Raw genomic sequence first — 19,579 nt, 5'->3', positions numbered from 1 at the left:
TAGCTCCTCTTACCATTGCCCAATGGGAAGAACGTCATAATTTATTTGAGTCCGTTAGTATTCAAGATTTCTGGATCTTTGATAAGTCCAAATTCATGAAATTTTCTTCGGCTAGAGACTATACAGATGCTAGAAAAAGAGTGGATTTCGATGAATACATTTATAAAAAAACAGGTTTGGTATACTTTCTCGATGTCGAAGAAGCCAACCTTAACCATTGAGTTCAATTACTCTTTAACATCAAGAACGACCAATGTAAACGGCCACGATAGAAAACAATATTTTACTTATCATAATCCTGAAGATATTTCGGTTCAAATATCTAATGTGAGAGTAAGAAAATGCAAAACATACGATTATTGTGTTTTGGTTTCGGATAGTTTAGAACCATTCATGGAAGATCGATTGAGATATATCCTGAATCTTCTTTTACAAAAAAGTTTACAAGAGCGGGAAGAACTTTTTCTAAAAAAACTGCAAGAAATGGTTAGCTTTGCTAGCGCTATCTATGGAGAAAAGTTTATGAATCGCTTAAAGGTAATTATTGGGGATAGTGATAGGGAATTTTCTTATTATCAAACTTCAGTAGGTTCATTTGATGACGGATCTTATGATAAAGAGAGAACTTCAATAAATTTAAAGATAGCGAAGATATTTCATTAAGAGCATTAACAAAGCTTATTTCCCCTAGTGATTTTGTGCTGATTGGTGCTTTAAAGAGACAGGGGGACATGACTCTACGAGAGTATGTAACAAGTAAACACAAAAATGAGATCTCGTTAGTGGAGTATGTGTATACAGAGCACAGAGACACTCTGGATAGATTAACAAGGAGAAATAAAATCTTCGTAAATAAAATGCTGGAAGAGGTTAATATCAAGCTTTGTGTTCATGGTGGTGCACGTACTTCTACGGACTATGCAATTCAATATTTATACCTTGATTCTATTTACGAAGTGGAGAATTGCATCAACAAGATTAAGGAATTATTATTTATATCAGATCCGTTTGCGTAATTCTGATCATCAATTGTTTAAAAATAGCCTACAATAGCCGGTACCAAAGAATCCTGAATCATGAAATTCATGAACACCGCATAAGAAGAAAGATTTTGCGCTGGTTGTTGATATTATTTATCCGAAAGGAATAAATGTTCGTATATTTATCTGTTCTAAATTGACACTGACGCCCATAACTCGACCGCTATTGAAGGGCATACCAGCTTGTTAAATCCAGAATTCCCCAAGGCGTTGCTCAAGCTCTTATTCCAGCGTATCCGGAACTGGAGAGGCGCTTTGAGCGCGACTTTTTTTGTCAATTCGAGTCCATGCGGTTCTTGTGTTATATAAATGCAGTCCATTTAAAGAGGTTGGGAGGTATAAAGATGCCAAAAACGATATTAGTTGTAGACGACGATGAAGAAATCGTAAAACTCATCACAAAGAGTTTAAGGTACGAGCAATTTGCAACAATTTCGGCATGTTCCGGGAAAGAAGCCTTATCTGCATTGGAAGAAAATCACATTGATTTCATCGTTCTTGATATAGTGATGCCTGATATGGATGGACTTGATGTCTGCAGAAGTATCCGAAATTCTTATAATGTCCCAATTCTGTTTTTAAGTGCGCGTGATAAGGACATTGATAAAATCGTCGGGCTCGAAATAGGAGCAGACGATTACATGACCAAACCTTTCAGTATTCAGGAGCTTGTCTCCAGGATAAAGGCTCACTTCAGAAAAGTGGACAGGCTTTTTAAAGAGTGGGATGAACTTAGTCCCAGTAACGAAAAGGCGGATGCTCCGCTCATTTTGAACGATAAGACGTTTGAAGCATTTCTGAATAGCAGGAAGCTCGACTTATCAACGAAGGAATTTCAGATTCTGTCTATCCTCATGCGCCACCCCAATCATGTATTGACTCGTGAGCAGATATATGAAAACGTCTGGGGAGACGAATACGGAGAAATAAATACCGTAACGGTTCATATAAAAAATATCCGTAAGAAACTTGGTTCTGAATATGACTTTATTAAAACAATATGGGGCATAGGATATAAATACACGGAAAGAGAGCAATAGTATGAAACTGAAAATAAAGCTTCCTCTTTTGTTCCTGCTGATGTTTATAATATTCATGTTTTCGATTGGAATGTATCTGAAGCTTGTCTTTGCAGTATATTCCCCTATACGCAGTTCATTGCTGGACTCGCGATATATAGCATTGCTCCTGCCCATATTTGCAATTGCCTGTTTCATATTTATTATTCTGATTATCTATATTCATTTTTGCATAGAGAAACCCATTCAGCTTCTGAATACCAGGCTTGAAGAAGTAAATATTGTACATCCACTGCCTCCGCTAGCTCTGAGAAGTAATGATGAGATCGGAGAACTTTATAAGCACTTCAATAAGATGGAGCATCGGCTTCAACTCGCGCACAAAGAGCAGATCGATATGATCGCGGCAATTGCCCACGACTTGAAAACACCCTTGACATCTATTAATGGTTTTACTGAACTGCTGGCTACACACAAGGATTTACCAGAAACTGAAAAGCAGGAATATTATGATTTGATTCAAAGGAAGTCAGGATATATGGTCGAACTCATCAATGATTTCTCCAGTTTCACCAAAGAAAAACTGGAGTTGGAATCTATGGTAGCTAAACCTGTAAAAGCATCAAAATTATTTGAAAACATTGCCCTTGAATATGAGTATGAGTTGGCGGGACTTGACAACGAGCTTACTTGCCGCCATTCATTCACGGAAAATATATTGCTGATGGTCAATGAACCGAAGATACGTCGGGTTTTCGGCAACCTCTTTAGCAATGCTGTAAGATATGGAGGGAAAAATAAACTGAAAGTGTATATGACCGGATACCCGCTAGGACAGTATGCCTTTTTTCAAATCGAAGATAATGGAATTGGAGTGCCGGATAAGGATATATCTTCTCTGTTCCTCAAATTTTTCACTGTGGATAAATCGCGGCAAATCCAAAAGGGCGGGCTGGGTCTGGGTCTTGCAAGCTGTAAATCCATTATTGAACATCATAGGGGCGAAATTTGCGCCTACCCTTCCGAATATGGCGGTTTGGGGATAAGATTCAGCCTTCCCTTGGCCGCACAACACTGATTTTATTTTTGCACATTTTCTTTTACTACAGGAGTTAAAGGCTGCTGCCAGGTGTGAACACCCAGGCAGCAGCCTTTTTTGTTTTTTCAGCGGTTTATAGTTTTTTATATTCTCTTTATAAACATTTATTTTTCTTTTAAAGAAGCTTTATCTTTGTGTTGTAAAAATTACTTGTAGTAAAAAAACTACAATCACTAGAACTGGAAAAGGAGGATGTTGCAATGTCAATTGAGTTCAGCCGTTGGCCCAATAACTACATGATGTCATACCAAGTCACCAAAGCTTTAGGTATGGCAAGCCTCGGTGCTACGGACGTCACCGAGATCTACGAGGCCTGCAAAAAAATCGACCCCGATGACAAGGACACGTGGCACAGGGAATGGCTCATAACGGCTCAGGCATTGGAAAGACACGGCAAGGAGGCCGAAACGGCTGGAAACTGGTATACAGCACGAAACTGCTACATTCGTGCCTGCAATTACTACAGAATTGCGGAATATGTGGTGATGGATGATGACACCGAGAAAATCCGTATATTTAAGAAAGTAAATGAACTCTTCGAAGCTGCCGGAAAGTACTTCGATGTCCAACCGGAGAAGATCCAAGTCGATTACGAAGATGTCAAGTTGGATGGTTACTTCTTCTCCCCTTCCTGGCAAAAAGGTCCGAAGCCGACCCTTTTTGCTCTCAACGGTGGCGACGAGTGGTCAATTGAAAACTATTTCTGGCTAGGTCCCGCTTTTATTTCGTGTGGATATAACTTTCTGGTCTATGACCAGCCTGGCACCGGCCTCTCGCTGTACGAAAAGGGAAAAGGAAGACGAGCGGACAGTGAGGCTTTCCATTCCCGAGCAATCGACTTTCTTCTAACGCGGCCGGAAGTCGATCCCGATAAGATTATCGTGCACGGGGAGAGTTTTGCGGCTTACGACTCGCTGCGATTCGCTTCGTTCGATCACAGGATTGCTGCCGTCATCTCTGACGGCGGTACGCACGCCTTCGACTGGGATGCCATGCTTAAATGGATGCCGCCGAGTCTGGCCGCACACGGCATGAGAATTCTGGGGGCAAAAAGCTTGGAGGATTTTGCGGGGAATCCGCGTTTTGCCTATGATCTTGAGGGCGTGCTCCACCAGATAGAATGTCCGCTTCTTGTAATGCACGGAGCGGAAGAGATATTGGTTCAGCCAAATCCGCTGACACAAGCCTTGAAGAATTACGAGCAAGCGGGTTCGAAAAACAAGACGTTCTACCCGATAGAGGATAGACGACTTGGCGGATTAGAACACTGTCAGGTAGACAACATCAACGTGCTGCATGAGGTAGTGCTGAATTGGCTCTGCTCAATTGGGCTTGGGCCAGCCTCGCCTCGCTTAAGCGATTGCCAGGACATCATAAAGTAGATTTATTGAAAAATTTCTGATTGAGCTTGTTCAGGAGTGTCGTACTTAGAATCCTGAATAAGCTCTCTCTTTATGGAGGAGTTGAAGGCTATGAGTATTTTATCAAAGGAAAAAAATGGAGGAACGCCCGCCATACAAATTGAGGGAGTGCACAAAAAATTTGACGACTATATCGCATTGAACAATCTTTCGCTGGAGGTGAGCCGAGGAGAGATATTTGGATTTTTGGGACTGAATGGCGCTGGAAAGACAACGACCATAAAGATGCTCTTGGCGATGCTCAAGCCAACCTCCGGCAAGCTCTATATGTTAGGTGAAAAGGTCGATGCCGGAAACTATAAATTATGGGACAAGGTTGGATATTTGGAGGAGGCTACTTTTTATCCCGATTTAACTGTAGTTGAAAATCTTGACATAGCACGACGCATGCAAGGGGTGCCTGACAAAGATTCCGTAAATCGGGTTATCTATAAGTTGGGGCTTGAGCCGCACAAACAGAAAAAGGCAAAGAATCTTTCTTTAGGAAACAAACAGCGCCTGGGACTTGCGAAAGCAATGATTCACAATCCGGAAATTCTAATATTGGATGAGCCGATAAATGGCCTCGATCCCGCAGGCGTGGCGGAGATACGGAATATGTTATATGGCCTAGCGAAAAATTTCGGCGTAACTGTTTTTATATCCAGCCATCTGTTAGAGGAGCTCTCGAAAGTTTCCACACGCATTGGGATTATTCACAATGGCCATCTTGTTAAAGAAGTCGCAATGGATAAGCTGGAGCAATCGTTACAGAAAAACTTAGTGGTGAATGGCCGCGACAAACATGCCTTAAAGGAGGTGCTTGAAGAGCATGGATATGAATTTGAGGAGACAATAGACGGCTATATTAAACTAACCGATGACCACGCAGCGGATAGTCCTGAACGACTGGCCGAACTGCTGGTTAAATCTAATCAACCGCCAACATTGCTTCGAGTGATTACGGAGGATTTGGAAGGATATTTTCTCCGCACAATTGGTATGACAAGGGGGAATATATAATGAATATTTTTTCTGTCTTACATTGTGAGATTCGCAAGATTATCCGCGCCAATGTGTTTTGGTTGGTATTTCTTATTTTTGCATTTGGGCCAATCATGATGGGTGTCGGAATTATTTTATCCAGTGACGCCGGCGGCATCAATTGGAAAATGTATTTAACCGAATTGCTTGATAGTCTTGCCCCGCTGGGACTTATCGGGTACACCTTTATCGCGGCATGGGTATTTGGACGAGAGTTTTCGGATAAAACAATTAAAGATTTGCTTGCAAAGCCCGTTTCCAAATCGAAAATTGTACTTTCCAAATTTATTGTAATTTTAGCATGGAGCCTATTACTTTCCATGTATATGTTTGCCATAGGTTTTGCCGTGGGGGGTATTCTAGGAGTTGCGGGCGGGTCAGCTTCTTTTATTTGGAATATCTTTTTTAAATTCATTATAACATCGCTATTGTTTATTATTGTTACCACACCAGGCACTCTTCTGGCCAATGTGAGCAAGGGATACTTGGCACCATTAGGACTCATCCTGATAATCGTCATTCTCTCAAATGTTTTGGCCTCTTTTGGATTCGCCCCCTATTTTCCGTGGACCATCCCGTCGGTATTTCAAAGCACCGGGTTTTTAAAGTTGAGTAGTATAATCATTCTTGCGTCTACGGGAATAGCCGGAATAGTCGGAACATTTGCCTGGTGGAGATTTGCCGAGCAGCAATAAACGCGCTACATGCACTGAGTTGTAGATATATCAATTATGAAAAGGAACAACAATCTCTCCGCTGCTCGCACGTTCATGCTTGACGATAAACTAAGCGCTGGATTGGAGAGTGTACCACCATATCTATCAAAGCGGCCGTAAACTTTATAAAACTGCCAGTGACAAAGGGCATAAATATAACGATCAGAGCAAGTTTTCGAAAATTATTGAATGCAACGGCTCGCATTATTTCATTACATTAAATTATCCCGGTATTGTCAAATTGAATATGGAAGATCACCGTATAGAAATTATAGACGAGCGGATAGAACCCGTTCAAAAGATGATCTTTGACCCTGAGCGCGGCTATTTGTCCAACAGTGTTTAGGAGGAGGCGCTGTTTGGATGGAGGAAGCCGGTCTTGCAGTGGAACTGAAAAACATGCCGAGTATACGGTTCCCGAAGAACTGCGGCTTAAATTCGAGGAGCGACCGGTCCTAAAAACGGCGTTTGAAGCGTTGACGCTCGGACGCTAGAGAGCGTATCTGCTGTATTTTTCAGAACCGAAGCAGTTCAAAACGCGCGTTTCAAGGGTTGAAAAATACACACAGCCCATTCTGGAGGGCAAAGGGTTGAACGATTAGAACGGACAAATGGATCGGATAGTCTCAAGAAATACGAAAGGCGAGGAACATCTGCCGAAGAGCAGGTGTTTTTTGCTTAGAATTACAGAGGGAGCAGCAACGATTTTTCAAGAATACTATAGAAACATTGCAACTCAGATTATTAATTTACAAACAATTCTTGACCCTGAAAAGTTTGTAATTGGGGGAGGCATATCTGCGAATCCTTTACTCGTTGTTACCATTAAAGAAGAGCTAGAGAAGCTATATCTAGATTCGATCTTAAATTTTGTACGTGCAGATATTGAGCAAAGTAAATTAGGCAATGAAGCCAATTTGCTAGGCGCTATATATAACTACAAGCAAACACATGATCTTGAAGTATGACATTCATTTTATTTTGACGGGTGCATAATTGAGAAAAATAAACCGTTACAAAAAAGAGTGCCTTTAACCTGAGACACGCTTTTTTGTATGAAAGCCACTAGTATAGGTGACTTCTATGAAAATGGGAAGGATAGGCCCTGTGTGCTCTGTACTTCGTAGTTAAACCTTCAGCTTTGCAAGAATGTCCTCCATCTTCTTCAGCTTACGATAAACAGCGGAGCGATCAATTCCTAGCTGTCTGGCTGCTTCGGCACTATTGCCACCACAGACCTGCAGCATCTGCTGAATGTATCGTCCCTCGGTTAACGCCGTATATTCCTTCAGCCCGCTCAGTTGACTGCGATTGGCCTGAATGAAATGGTCCAATGTGAACCAGTCTGTAACTTGTTCGACCGGCTGCTGCTGGCGCAGCACGGTCTGATCAGTTACGATCAATCGTTCGATGTAATTACGAAGCTCACGCGCATTCCCATGCCATGGCTCGGCTAGCATTCTTTGAAATTCGTCCGCTGGCAATACATACTTTTTATCATATACCTTATTGAAATGAGCAATAAAGCTGGAAATCAGTCCGACGAGATCCAGTCTGCGACTACGTAGCGGCGGGATATGGATCGGAATGACATTGATTCGATAGTACAAGTCCTCGCGAAACAATCCTTTTTTCACCATACTCCATAGATCACGATTGGTAGCAAATATCATCCGGCATTGAATGAGAATGGCTTCGGTGCTCCCCACACGCCGGAATTCACCACGCTCAAGCACATCAAGCAGTTTGGCCTGTATTTCCAGTGGAAGCTCGGCGACCTCATCAAAGAACAAAACGCCTCCTCTGGCCACCTCAAACAAGCCTTGCTTCTCGTCCATTAAACCGGGCATAGCCCCCTGAACATATCCGAACAGCTCATATTCGAATAATGCGGCTGGAATAGCGGCACTATTAATCGGAATGAAAGGTCCGTTCCACTTCGCGCTCTGGCGGTGAATGTATTTGGCAATTACTGATTTGCCTGTCCCTGATTCGCCCAAAATCAGTACTTTGCTATCGTAAGAAGCGATCTGGTCACACACCTGAATAATTTGCTTCATCGCCAGGCTCTCAGCAATGATCCCGTTATTCTTAAGTACAGAGGCTGAAGTGACTGAACGTTTGCTGTTCTCATACGCATGTGGCAGCGTAGGGGCAGCTATGATGGATAATCCACCTTTATAGTTGTTAGTACTGGTAACAACGAGCTGCACCTCATCTGTACTATCAAGTATTGGAAGAGCAGTGGACTTGAGCTTAAAGCCACGTACAGTGTTGATATACTGAGTTACCTTTTGTTTGGACTGTATTGCTTTCATTGTTATTGATTCCTTGTAGTAGCCGGCTTTCACCAGGTCCTGTACATTGTAGCGCAACAGCTCCTCCAACGGAATGCCGATAGTCAAGGCAGTGAATTCATTGGAGATTAAAATATTACCTTTGGAATCCGTGACAAACAGAGGGGCAGGGGACTGATCGCTCTCATCGGTGGAACGTTTATCTATACGTCGGGTCATGATCGATCAACTCACTTTTGGATTATCGAGGCTATGCTGAAGTGATTGTTTCATTTTTATTATATCTGCTTTACGCTACGAACAACAGAGGTTACCCAGATAAAAATTAGCACGCAAATCTAATCAAAAAACGGACCGTTTCCTATTAAATATGGATATGGTCCGTTTTTTTCTTTGTTTACAAGTTATATTATACTGATGCTATCTGCTCACCGGTAATCTGTGTCTGTCCAAGACGATTTAGCAGTGCCTGCGCTTCGCTGAACATTGTCGTAATCATCTGCTCAACTGTCGTAATCTCGTCGCACAGGCCGCATATTTGTCCTGCCATGACCGAACCGCGATCTGTATCACCTTCGAAGACGGCTTTGCGCAGGGAGCCAAGGCTGATCTTCTCCAATTCGTCACGGGAGGCATGCTCTTGCTCCAGCTTGAGGTATTCGGCGATCATGCTGTTCTTGATGCTGCGGACGGGTCCACCGATGCTGCGTCCAGTAACCGTAGTGCTGGTATCGTCGGCGTCAATGACGGCTTGCTTGAAATTGTCATGCGTCGGGCATTCGACGGTGGTGAGGAAGCGCGTTCCGACCTGAACTCCCTGTGCGCCGAGTGCAAAGGCTGCTGCAATTCCGCGTCCATCGGCAATGCCGCCTGCGGCAACGACAGGGATGGATACGTTGCTAACAACCTGTGGAACGAGTGCCATGGTGGTTGTTTCACCGACATGGCCGCCTGCTTCTGTACCTTCGGCCACGAGGGCATGTACGCCGATAGCCTCCATTTTTTTGGCAATCTTGACGGAAGGGATGACGGCGATCACCTTAATGCCATGCTCCTTGAAGATTGGCATATACGGAGCTGGTGTGCCCGCGCCCGTCGTAACAATGTTGACTTTTTCCTCGACGATAACCTCGATCAATTCGGGAATATTATGCATCATCAGCATCAGATTTACGGCAAACGGCTTGTTGGTGGCTGCGCGAACCTTGCGAATTTCTTCACGAAGTACCTCAGCCGACATGCCGCCAGAGCCAATAATGCCCAGCCCGCCAGCATTGGATACAGCACTTACGAGTGGTTCACGGGCAATTTGGGCCATAGCACCTTGGAAAATAGGGTACTGGATACCGAGCAGTTCTGTAATATTCATGGTTAATTCCTCCAATATAAATTTATAGGTTGTACTATACTTAATACTAAAAATAGTGATTTGCTAATATAGCAACGGATTGATCAAACGGTTTCAACAGCAGCTGGTGCAGGGTTCTTACCATTTTCCAAGGCCTTATACAGGAATGTCAGCGCGAACCCGACCAAGGCAATAACGAGCGCAATGTAAAAGGCGTTGGTGAATATGCCGTTATTGGCGGCAGCTACCGAGTTCGCAATTCGCGGTCCAAAGAATGCGGCACCGGAATAGCCTATAAAGGTTATTCCGTAGTTGACACCATAGTATTTCATGCCAAATTTCTGTCCGACGATTGAAGGGAAGACGCCCATCGTACCACCAAAGCACAGGCCGATGCCAATAATGGCAATAGCAAATCCAACTATGGAGCCGGATAATGCAAGTGTCAGCATCATGGTGGCAATGACCAGATAGATCATCATCAGACAACGCAGATGGCCAATCTTGTCTGATATGGCTCCCCAGAAAATGCGTCCCAGACAGTTGCTAAGCGAATAAAGACTCACGAACAAGGCTGCTATACTGGCCGATAGACCGAACATCGTCTGGCCAATGACGGAAGCATTGGATGTAACCATCATGCCAGATAAAGCGCCGATCAGGAACAGGCAAGCAATGACGTAGAACAGGGGTTGCTTGATCATCTGCCGCCAGTTCAAGTTCACGGCAACCGGACGTAAACCTGACGTCTGCGGTGGTGTCCAACCAGCAGGGATATATCCTGCCGGACAAGCTTGAGTAAATAGCCCACCTGCCAAAATGACGATCAGAAAGGAGGTGCCAAGGATCATCATAGTGGTCTGAACTCCTGAGTGGGTAATCATCGCGTTTGCAAGTGGGGCAATGATTACTGTTCCACCGCCATAACCTGCGGTCACGATTCCAGCCGCGAGTCCGCGTTTGTCTGGGAAGAACTTGATGGTGTTACCGATTGTTGCCGCATAGACGACACCTTGTCCAAGACCAGAAATGATGCCATACGTCAGATATAGCATCCAAGGTGCAGTCGCAAGGCCAGTCAAGATGAAGCCAAGTCCAAACATGGTACCGCCAATGAAGATGGCAATTCTGGCACCTCCCCGGTCTACGAGCTTTCCGCCAAGAATCGCCGGAATCGGTGCAATTGCGCCGTTAATCGTAAAGGCCATCATAATTTCAGGCATGCTCACTGCAAGCATTTTACTCAGTGGCAGTGCAAAAATGCTGAAGGCGTAAATAGAGCCGACGCAAATATTGATCAGGGTCGCGGCGATTAGAATGCGCCAGCGATTCAGTTGTACATTTTCCATTTCGTGTTGGTCCTTTCTGATGCAGGATCAGTGCGCGTGGGATGAAGCATTACTCCGCAATTCCATAATTCGTGTCTGGTAGTCCGTTTGACAGCTACCGGTATCTCCTGAGCTGTACTATACAGTAGTCAAAGCGACATCCTCATGCTTCGCTTGCTCGCTACCCTTGATCGTAATCACGTCATGCAGCTTACCCCAATGTTCACAGAACATGCCGGCGTCCATTTCCTTCAGTTCTGGTGAGATGACAGGCATGAAGTCCATCTGATCGAGAATCTGGGTCTGCAAATCAATGCCAGGCGCGATCTCTGTCAGTGTCATTTTTCCATCTTGCAGCTGGAATACCGCACGTTCCGTCACATAGACGACCCGCTGCTTGACCTTGGTCGCATAAGAGCCACTGAAGGTAATTTGCTGGACCTCCTTCAGGAATTTCTTAGTTTTACCCTCCTGTACAATCCGAAGCTTGCCGTCCTCAACAGCAATTTGCAGGCCTCCTGCTGTGAAAGTTCCGGCAAAGACGAGCTTTTTGGCTGATTGGGAAATGTTGATAAAGCCGCCACAGCCCGTAACACGGGTACCGAACTTGCTGACATTCACATTCCCGGATTCGTCGGTCTGAGCCAGCCCTAGCACGGATAGATCAATACCACCACCGTCGTAAAAGTCGAACTGGGACACATGATCTACGATGGCCTCAGAGTTGTACGCATGCCCAAAATCCTTGATGCCTGCTGGTACGCCGCCGACTGAGCCTGCTTCGGTTGTCAGAATCAATTGGTCGCTGACGCCTTCCTCTGCCGCAACCGTAGCCACACATACCGGAATACCCACGCCAAGATTCAGAACGGTATTTGGTACTAGCTCAGCTGCGGAACGACGGGAGATAATTTTACGCTCGTCGAGCGGAATCACTTCCATGGCGTCCATCGGTACCTTCACATGTCCTGCGAAGGCAGGGCTGTATTGTGTGTTTTCAGTCTGGAAATGATTTTTCGGTTCGGAGATAATTAGATGATCGATCAGAATGCCTGGCACTCTAACATCCTTCGGATGCAGGGTCCCGTTCTTGGCCACAGTCTCTACCTGAGCAATTACGATACCGCCAGAATTGCGCACTGCCTGAGCAATCTGTAGAACCTCCATATGCAGACCTTCCTTTTCCAGCGTCAAATTCCCGTTCTCGTCAGCTATGGTACCGCGGATCAATGCGACCTGAATCGGGAAGCTCTTATAGAACAGCCATTCTTCGCCTTCCAATTCAATCAGCTTGACGATCTCCTCCGTTGTGCAGGCTGACATTTTGCCGCCTTCCACACGAGGGTCGACGAAGGTCTCCATGCCTATCTTGGTAATGACACCTGGGCGCTTGGCAGCAATTTCACGGAACAGCTGTGTGATTACGCCTTGCGGCAAATTGTAGGCTTCACATTTATTGTCTTCAATTAATTTAGCCATAGCAGGCGAAGCAAGGGCGATCCCGCCGATCCAGCGTTTGATCAGACCTTCATGGCCTAGATGGCTCATTCCCTTGGTCCGGCGGTCGCCAACCGCACTGGCATGAACAACTGTTAGGTTGCGAGGATGACCAGATTCCAAGAATCGTTCTTCGATGGCGATACCCATCTCCTCGGCCCAACAGGAGAGCCCAAAGCCGCTTGCGGCAATGGTGACTCCATCCGGGATAAGTGCTGCTGCTTCACTCGCTGAAATGATTTTGGACATAGAGTGCTCACTCCTTCAATAAAATGGATTGAAATCATATGGATATAAGTACATAGATTAGAAGTTCACATTACGTGCGGGCAAGCTGCCGAGTGTCATGTGCAAGCTAATTGCCGTCATCACGGAATAAGTAGAAAAATAGAAAAGCGGATATTCTGTTTATTGTGTGAAAACATTCACTTTCACTCCGGAATGAATTGTGAATATTTTCACTTGAATCATAATGCGTGTTTTTTTTCTCGTCAACGGGGGGCCAACGACTCGGGATAGAGGTGAGAAAGTGTAGCAAAATTGCGAATATGATGAGGGGTGAAAGGTTAGAAAAGCATGCAAATAAGGAAGAAAAATTGTTTATGGCAAGGGGCCTGAGCATAATAGAGCCTTGGAACACGGGATATAAAAGGAACGATGCCTTGTTTCAATAAGAAGAATCAAGGGGAGCCGAGGGAAAGTCTGGGGAAGTTATTATGCGTTGGCAAAAATGCAACACTTTCTTGATCTTGTGAGAATGGACGATGGGCAGAGGAGCCATTAAACCTTGAGTGTACTGGGGATATTCAGCAAGTAAGCACTATGTAAGTCCAATACATAACAATTCATATACCCAGGGCGAAGGGAGAATTCTGCATGAACAGTTTAAGGAGTTCAAAAATAATGAAAAAAATTTATGTTGTCTGTCGAGGTAGATTTTTTCGCAATTTTGCTACGATAGACTTTTTCGGAAATGGAAATACTTGACTGTAGAAACTTGGTATTACTTAGCTATCACAGTCCGTCCCGAGCTAAGAGCTACGTTTCGAGCCCTGTCCTCGAAGGAAGCAAACGCCTGATAAATGAAAAAGATATTGCTGGCTTGCGCAGGAGGATTTTCTACAAGTATGCTGGTGGAGAGAATGAAAGAGGCGGCTCGTGCACAAAATGTGGAAATTGTAATCGAAGCTTGTAGTGAGAGTAGCATAAGAGAGCATATGCCGGTCAATATTGTTATGCTGGGCCCCCAAATGGGACACGCGGAAGATGACGTGAAGAAAGAAGTGGGCAACGAGATTCCAGTCACTGTAATCAATATGATGAATTATGGAATGATGAATGGAGCGAATGTGCTGAAAACAGCGCTGGATATGATTTAAATCGCCAACTTTATAAAGCGTTATCATTCCTCACATTTAAACCTTTAAGACTACTTATAAGCAGTCTTAAAGGTTTTTTATTTCTGTATCCATAAGTTATGTTCAAGCATCCATATTTTGAAAATTCGATAAATTAAACAACAGAGATTAGATATTGATATGTTAAAACTACAGAATAGAAAATTAATCTCGCAATAAATATTATGTTAACTTAGTAGCGAATGGATGTTATTATCTTTTGGATGAGAATGATAATCATTATAATTGTAATCATGAATGGAACTCGTATGCACTACGAATCCAGATAAGGGAGGAAGCGATAACAAGATGAAGATACATAATTCTCCGTCTACATTTAATGATTACTATAACCATATAACCATATAGCCGATTCAAACCTTATAAACGATGAAAATGATCTCACTCAATCGGCATTGAAACATGAACATATTTATCATATACCCGAATAGTGGGGAAGCGGTGTGCATCGTACACATTTTTTACGTAAAGGCTTCGAGCTTTCGCACAGTAAAATGCTATTTCATGATCCAGTCCAGATTACAAGAAGGTTCGTTACGCCTTATTTAGAACTAGCGCTGAACATCGACTATTCAGCCGCCTGGTCCGTGGATGAATTTCGTTCAGAGCGTGAGCATGGAAGGCATGTACAGCTCATTTACATGAATGATGTGAAGATCCATGCGGCGATGCCAGCAAGCAAGGCGATGAATCACATGGAGCTGCGTTTTAACCCTTTGCTATGGAGAGAATTGCTACAAGAACTGGATATTCGTCTGGAGCAATCTTTTGCTTGTATGGAGACGCTAATTACTCCTGACATGCGAGCTATTGCTTAGGAATTGTCATCTCATCCTTATCAGGGCATAACCCGACAGCTTTTTTTGGAGAGTAAGGCACTGGAGCTTATAGCTTTTTTGTACAAGAGATGTGCACCTCTTCCCCTAGACCGACGATGTTGATTAAGCCCAATGATGTACAGTCATTCACGAGGCGCGAGATATTTTACTGCGTACACTGGTTCAACCTCCGAGCCTGATTCGGCTGGCACAGATGGTACATATAAATGAACAAAAGCTTAAAAATGGCTTTAAAGAGCTATTCGGCACGACGGTATTTGGCTTTGTGCGCCAGCAGAGACTGGAAAAAGCCAAGTAACTTTTGGAACAGGAGCAGATTTCCGTCAGTGAGGCGTTAGCGATAGTCGGTTATAGCAACTTTAGTCATTTTGCCGCACTACTCAGTAAAACATTTGGTTATCTCTCGTTGCCAACGTAAAAACACCTTCAAGGTTATCTCCATATCTTACGACATGGTTCGATTCTCTTGAAGGTGTTTTGATTTGTCTCACGTTATGGGGTCAGTCTCATCCCCATTAATGCTAGTAGGGTGTTATTCATTAACAGGAGTGTCCTTATGACAAATGATGAGCATTCCTGGTTTCAAGAAGCAAAAAAAGTATAACCGAGGCAGGGATTTAAGACGTCCTGCAGTGCCCGCCCTTTGGGTATTGGTAAATCAGGACAACAGGGCCATGATGAGGGCTCTGAGGCCTGCGGAAACCAGGAGGAATAACTCTGTAAAATTATAGGAAGAATAGGAGCGATTCAATTTTATCTATAGTATAATGGTTACTTCAATATGGGATGAAAACAGGGAAAGAGGAAACGAATGCCTACTATACTGGTTGCTGACGACGATGCGAACATTCGCGAACTCGTCTGTTTATTTCTACGCAACGACGGATTCGCAACAGCCGAAGCCGCAGACGGCAAGGAAGCACTGACCGTCTACGCTACAACGCATGTCGATCTTGTCGTGCTCGATATTATGATGCCGATAATGGATGGTTGGACGTTATGCAAGGAGCTCAGAAGAGCCAATCCTGATCTTCCCTTACTTATGCTGACTGCGAGAGGCGAAACATGGGAGAAAGTGAAAGGTTTCGAACTTGGAACCGATGATTATTTGACGAAACCGTTTGATCCACTGGAATTGACAGTTCGGGTCAGAGCACTGCTGAAACGCTATCGGATTGGCACCACGCAGATGATCCAGTTCGGCAACGTCATCCTTGATCGGCAGACCTATAAGGTGATGAGAGGGACGGAGTCGCTCACGTTGCCGCTCAAGGAGTTCGAATTGCTGTATAAGCTCGCTGGAACACCTGGACAAGTGTATACGCGCGAGCAGTTGATCGATCAAATTTGGGGGATCGATTATACTGGAGATGATCGAACGATAGACGTACATATTAAACGCCTGCGCGAACGGTTCGCTACAACACCCGATTTTCGTATCGAGACGGTGCGTGGACTTGGCTACCGGCTTGAGGTTTACGAATGATCAGATCCTTATATACACGTGTTGTCCTGACATTTCTGGTCTCCGTCCTCGCGGGCACGATCATTGCTTTTTTTGTAACATTTTGGGTGTTTGAAGAGAAATTGAACGAAAATTTGCAAACCACCTTATTTAACTTTGGTCAGGACATTGTCCGGGTTTACGAAACCATTCCGTTACGTGAAGCGGACTTATTCGTAAGTGGAATGAAACAACTCGATTCCTATTATATTCGAATTTTTGATGAAACGGGGCAGTTCCAGTCTTACGGAACGCTTAACGGACAAAAACCTGTTACTGTGACGATGGATCAAGTAAGGAAAGTATTGGGTGGAGAAGTTGTTCAAGTTAATCCGAGTAGTGTTTCAATGAACCTCTTGGGACTGAGGTTGAAAACGGAAATGGGAATGAAAGCGATGTTTGTGGAGCCGCTTATGTATCCTTCCGTCTCTTTTGCCCAAAAATGGTTATTTACTTTTTTGACCTATTCGTTGGTAACAGGAAGTCTATTGATTTTGGTTGCCTCTATATTCCTAGTCAGACCGATCAAAAAACTGACAAAAGCGACCAGACGTATAGCAGTTGGAGATTTCAACGTCAAGCTGAATATTAAGCAAAAGGGTGAGCTAGGTACTTTGGCTCGCAGCTTTGAAGAAATGATGCATGATCTACAGCAACTTGAGCAGATGCGTAGGGAGTTCGTCACGAATGTGTCGCATGAAGTTCAGTCGCCGCTCACCTCGATATCCGGTTATGCTATAGCACTCAAGCAAGTAGACATAGCAGATAACGAGCGAAGCCGTTATCTCGATATCATCATCGCGGAAGCAGATCGGATGTCCAAAATGAGCGATAGCCTGCTAAAGCTGAGTTTGCTTGAATCGCAGTCACAGCAGATGCGGCTGGTCACGTTCAGCCTTGATGAACAGATCAGACGAGTCATCGTCGCGATCCAGCCGCAATGGTCGGCTCGCAACATCCGTTTCGAGCTCAATTTGAAGACCGTTCGCCTATTGGCGGATCAAGATCAATTAAACCAGGTATGGACGAACATACTCGGTAATAGCATCAAATTTTCCAAGGATGGCAGCGTTATTAACGTCAGCATCAAGCAAGATATCAAAAGCGTAACAGTCCGAATATCCGATACGGGCATTGGTATTTCCCTTGAGGACCAGAAGCGTATATTCGAGCGATTTTTTAAAGCTGATCGTTCCCACAGTCGTAAATATGGCGGTAGCGGTATGGGACTCGCCATCGTTAAACAGATCGTATCGCTTCATCAAGGCGACATTCGAGTGGAAAGTGAACCCGGCCAAGGAACGACCGTCATTGTCACCTTGCCAATCACAACGCCACCAGATTAGTTAGATTCATAGGGTATCATTCGGATTATCTAAACCGCATTTTCCATGATACAGCATAATGTGCAGTTTCCTTGGACAACGTAGCATTTTTTTGCTTGTTCATACTCCGTTCATATTGTCGTCATAGGGAGTACATCTTCTTTCGTTAAGCTTTCATTAGCGGCTCGTTAAGGTAGCCCAACAAACAGAATGGGACAGGAGAAGTTGAGCGTGAAACGAAGAGAGGTAATGAAAATGAGGAATGGAACGAGAACAAATAAAGTACGAAGCATTTTGCTTAAAATAATAGGAACAATAATTATAGCAATCGTGCTTTTTCTAGCCGTTGTCTATACAGTTAATATTATCAGCAGCAAATCAGAGCAAGGAAAAATACAATCCTATGGTCAGTTCGTACCTGTAGATGGGAAAAAAATGAATGTTTTGATTCAAGGAAAAGGCGAAGAGACCGTCGTGTTACTACCAGGTTATGGAACAGCAGCACCAGCACTTGATTTTAAACCGCTAGTAGAAGAGCTATCTCCATTTTACAAAGTCATCGTTATTGAGCCTTTTGGTTATGGATTAAGTGATCTAACCGAAAAGGAACGAAACACAGAGAATATTGTAAGTGAAATTCATGAAGCTTTACAGAGTCTTAAAATTGACCGATATATTCTAATGGGTCATTCCATTGCAGGCATTTACGGACTGGATTATGTGAACAAATATGAAAACGAAGTGAGTGCTTTTGTCGGGATTGATAGCAGTGTTCCAACGCAAGGTGGTATGGATGCTGAATTACCAATAAAAACGTTTAAATTTCTCAAAAAATCAGGTTTAGCCAGATTGGTAATGAAACTAACTGGTGACCCATATGCTGGACTACCCTATGATGATGAAACAAAAGAACAAATGAGAATTCTTTCTCTCAAAAACATGTATAATTCCAGCACCTCAAACGAAATGGAAAATATTTATCCTAATTTTAAAGCAGCTAAAAATTTAACATTCCCAAAAAATCTGCCCCTTATTTTCTTTATACAAGCGAATAATACAGATGTGGAAAGATGGATACCACTACATGAAGAGCAAGTCAAAAATTCTGTTCATGGAAAAGTAATGACACTTGAAGGAGAACATTATTTACACCATACCAAATCAAAGGAAATCGTTGAAAACTTCAGGAGCTTTATGAAAGAAATAAAATAAGTGCACTGAAAAAGACACCTTCACTATTTTCTACAAATGTATAAGTGATATAAAAAACCGTCCTTTGGTCATATCCCTGTCAAGTAGACAGATGAAAAAAGCTATGCAGCCAGCGCGTGCGGATACTCAATCGGTGCGCGCTGTTTGAGTTAAGACTGAAATCACTCGTAGTTATAAAAGTAGAGACAACAACAGGCAGGTGAGCGTATCGTCCAATTGCTGAACGAGCCAGTGATGCTGGGTGACCAGCTGCCTTCGGAAAGACACGACATTGAGCTGAGGCGCATAAGTTTTGGGTATGGTGACCAGCCTGTACTGCGGGATGGTGAGCATGTTTATGCCATTCCGTTCTTTCACAGCGCTTGTAGGGCCTTCTGGTAGCGGAAAAAGTACGGCCTGTATGCACGATTATGGAAAAGACAGCATGAAGGAAGAGAGTCATAATCTGTATGAAATCATGATACAAACATTAAGAAACCGCCCCCGGAGGATG

The 19,579-nt window shown here is 43.8% G+C and carries 17 protein-coding genes and 2 pseudogenes; 15 read left to right on the top strand and 4 right to left on the bottom strand.

What is annotated here, in order from left to right; translation table 11 throughout:
• Positions 1 to 126: 126 nt before the first annotated feature.
• From MKY24_RS13945 to MKY24_RS13905, 9 genes and pseudogenes are all read left to right on the top strand, one after another.
• A complete protein-coding gene (locus MKY24_RS13945) occupies positions 127 to 663 on the top strand; it encodes a hypothetical protein (protein WP_069080622.1) in 537 nt (178 codons plus the stop codon).
• Positions 664 to 1,384: 721 nt separating this feature from the next.
• Complete coding sequence (locus MKY24_RS13940; RefSeq protein ID WP_028541665.1) at positions 1,385 to 2,080, top strand: response regulator transcription factor; 696 nt, start codon at positions 1,385 to 1,387, stop codon at positions 2,078 to 2,080.
• Position 2,081: 1 nt separating this feature from the next.
• The gene (locus MKY24_RS13935) at positions 2,082 to 3,137 is read left to right on the top strand and encodes a HAMP domain-containing sensor histidine kinase (protein WP_339200209.1); all 1,056 of its coding nucleotides are present in this window, start codon (positions 2,082 to 2,084) and stop codon (positions 3,135 to 3,137) included.
• 221 nt (positions 3,138 to 3,358) lie between these two features.
• The gene (locus MKY24_RS13930; RefSeq protein WP_339200208.1) at positions 3,359 to 4,540 is read left to right on the top strand and encodes an alpha/beta hydrolase; all 1,182 of its coding nucleotides are present in this window, start codon (positions 3,359 to 3,361) and stop codon (positions 4,538 to 4,540) included.
• A 90-nt stretch (positions 4,541 to 4,630) separates the two neighbouring features.
• Positions 4,631 to 5,581 carry an ABC transporter ATP-binding protein gene (locus tag MKY24_RS13925; RefSeq protein WP_028541663.1) on the top strand — a complete coding sequence of 317 codons (951 nt, stop codon included), beginning with the start codon at positions 4,631 to 4,633 and terminating at the stop codon, positions 5,579 to 5,581.
• Positions 5,581 to 6,297, top strand: coding sequence for an ABC transporter permease (locus MKY24_RS13920; RefSeq protein ID WP_339200207.1), 717 nt, complete (start codon positions 5,581 to 5,583; stop codon positions 6,295 to 6,297). Before MKY24_RS13925 ends, MKY24_RS13920 begins: the two co-directional genes overlap by 1 nt.
• Positions 6,298 to 6,406: 109 nt before the next feature.
• Positions 6,407 to 6,664 (top strand): hypothetical protein, encoded by a 258-nt coding sequence (locus tag MKY24_RS13915; RefSeq protein ID WP_028541661.1) that lies wholly within the window; start codon positions 6,407 to 6,409, stop codon positions 6,662 to 6,664.
• An 8-nt stretch (positions 6,665 to 6,672) separates the two neighbouring features.
• Positions 6,673 to 6,920, top strand: a pseudogene (locus MKY24_RS13910) (YdeI/OmpD-associated family protein); the annotation flags it as partial.
• Positions 6,921 to 6,992: 72 nt separating this feature from the next.
• A complete protein-coding gene (locus tag MKY24_RS13905; RefSeq protein ID WP_226887809.1) occupies positions 6,993 to 7,286 on the top strand; it encodes an ROK family protein in 294 nt (97 codons plus the stop codon).
• 159 nt (positions 7,287 to 7,445) lie between these two features.
• Here MKY24_RS13905 and MKY24_RS13900 read toward each other — a convergent pair whose 3' ends face one another.
• The 4 genes from MKY24_RS13900 to MKY24_RS13885 form a co-directional block, all read right to left on the bottom strand.
• Positions 7,446 to 8,834 carry a sigma 54-interacting transcriptional regulator gene (locus MKY24_RS13900; RefSeq protein ID WP_028541659.1) on the bottom strand — a complete coding sequence of 463 codons (1,389 nt, stop codon included), beginning with the start codon at positions 8,832 to 8,834 and terminating at the stop codon, positions 7,446 to 7,448.
• A 190-nt stretch (positions 8,835 to 9,024) separates the two neighbouring features.
• Positions 9,025 to 9,984, bottom strand: a complete 960-nt coding sequence (locus tag MKY24_RS13895; protein WP_023988901.1) for a DUF561 domain-containing protein — start codon at positions 9,982 to 9,984, stop codon at positions 9,025 to 9,027.
• Between the two features lie 83 nt (positions 9,985 to 10,067).
• The gene (locus tag MKY24_RS13890; protein ID WP_023988900.1) at positions 10,068 to 11,312 is read right to left on the bottom strand and encodes an OFA family MFS transporter; all 1,245 of its coding nucleotides are present in this window, start codon (positions 11,310 to 11,312) and stop codon (positions 10,068 to 10,070) included.
• A 117-nt stretch (positions 11,313 to 11,429) separates the two neighbouring features.
• A complete protein-coding gene (locus MKY24_RS13885; protein WP_023988899.1) occupies positions 11,430 to 13,037 on the bottom strand; it encodes an acyl CoA:acetate/3-ketoacid CoA transferase in 1,608 nt (535 codons plus the stop codon).
• Positions 13,038 to 13,870: 833 nt separating this feature from the next.
• Here MKY24_RS13885 and MKY24_RS13880 point away from each other — a divergent pair.
• The 6 genes and pseudogenes from MKY24_RS13880 to MKY24_RS13855 form a co-directional block, all read left to right on the top strand.
• A complete protein-coding gene (locus tag MKY24_RS13880; protein ID WP_023988898.1) occupies positions 13,871 to 14,167 on the top strand; it encodes a PTS sugar transporter subunit IIB in 297 nt (98 codons plus the stop codon).
• 482 nt (positions 14,168 to 14,649) lie between these two features.
• On the top strand, positions 14,650 to 15,024 hold the full coding sequence (locus tag MKY24_RS13875; RefSeq protein WP_226887810.1) for a hypothetical protein: 375 nt from the start codon (positions 14,650 to 14,652) through the stop codon (positions 15,022 to 15,024).
• An 832-nt stretch (positions 15,025 to 15,856) separates the two neighbouring features.
• Positions 15,857 to 16,531 carry a response regulator transcription factor gene (locus MKY24_RS13870; protein ID WP_023988895.1) on the top strand — a complete coding sequence of 225 codons (675 nt, stop codon included), beginning with the start codon at positions 15,857 to 15,859 and terminating at the stop codon, positions 16,529 to 16,531.
• Entirely contained in the window at positions 16,528 to 17,895 is a 1,368-nt protein-coding gene (locus tag MKY24_RS13865; protein WP_069080626.1) for a HAMP domain-containing sensor histidine kinase, read from the top strand. Before MKY24_RS13870 ends, MKY24_RS13865 begins: the two co-directional genes overlap by 4 nt.
• A gap of 210 nt (positions 17,896 to 18,105) precedes the next feature.
• Complete coding sequence (locus MKY24_RS13860; protein ID WP_053325556.1) at positions 18,106 to 19,086, top strand: alpha/beta hydrolase; 981 nt, start codon at positions 18,106 to 18,108, stop codon at positions 19,084 to 19,086.
• A 189-nt stretch (positions 19,087 to 19,275) separates the two neighbouring features.
• Positions 19,276 to 19,480: pseudogene (locus tag MKY24_RS13855) on the top strand (ABC transporter ATP-binding protein); the annotation flags it as partial.
• Between the last annotated feature and the right edge of the window lie 99 nt (positions 19,481 to 19,579).

Origin of the sequence: Paenibacillus sp. FSL P2-0322, from assembly GCF_037975315.1 — a bacterium.
Classification (GTDB): domain Bacteria; phylum Bacillota; class Bacilli; order Paenibacillales; family Paenibacillaceae; genus Paenibacillus; species Paenibacillus polymyxa_B.
This window is presented reverse-complemented; position numbering and strand designations above follow the sequence as displayed.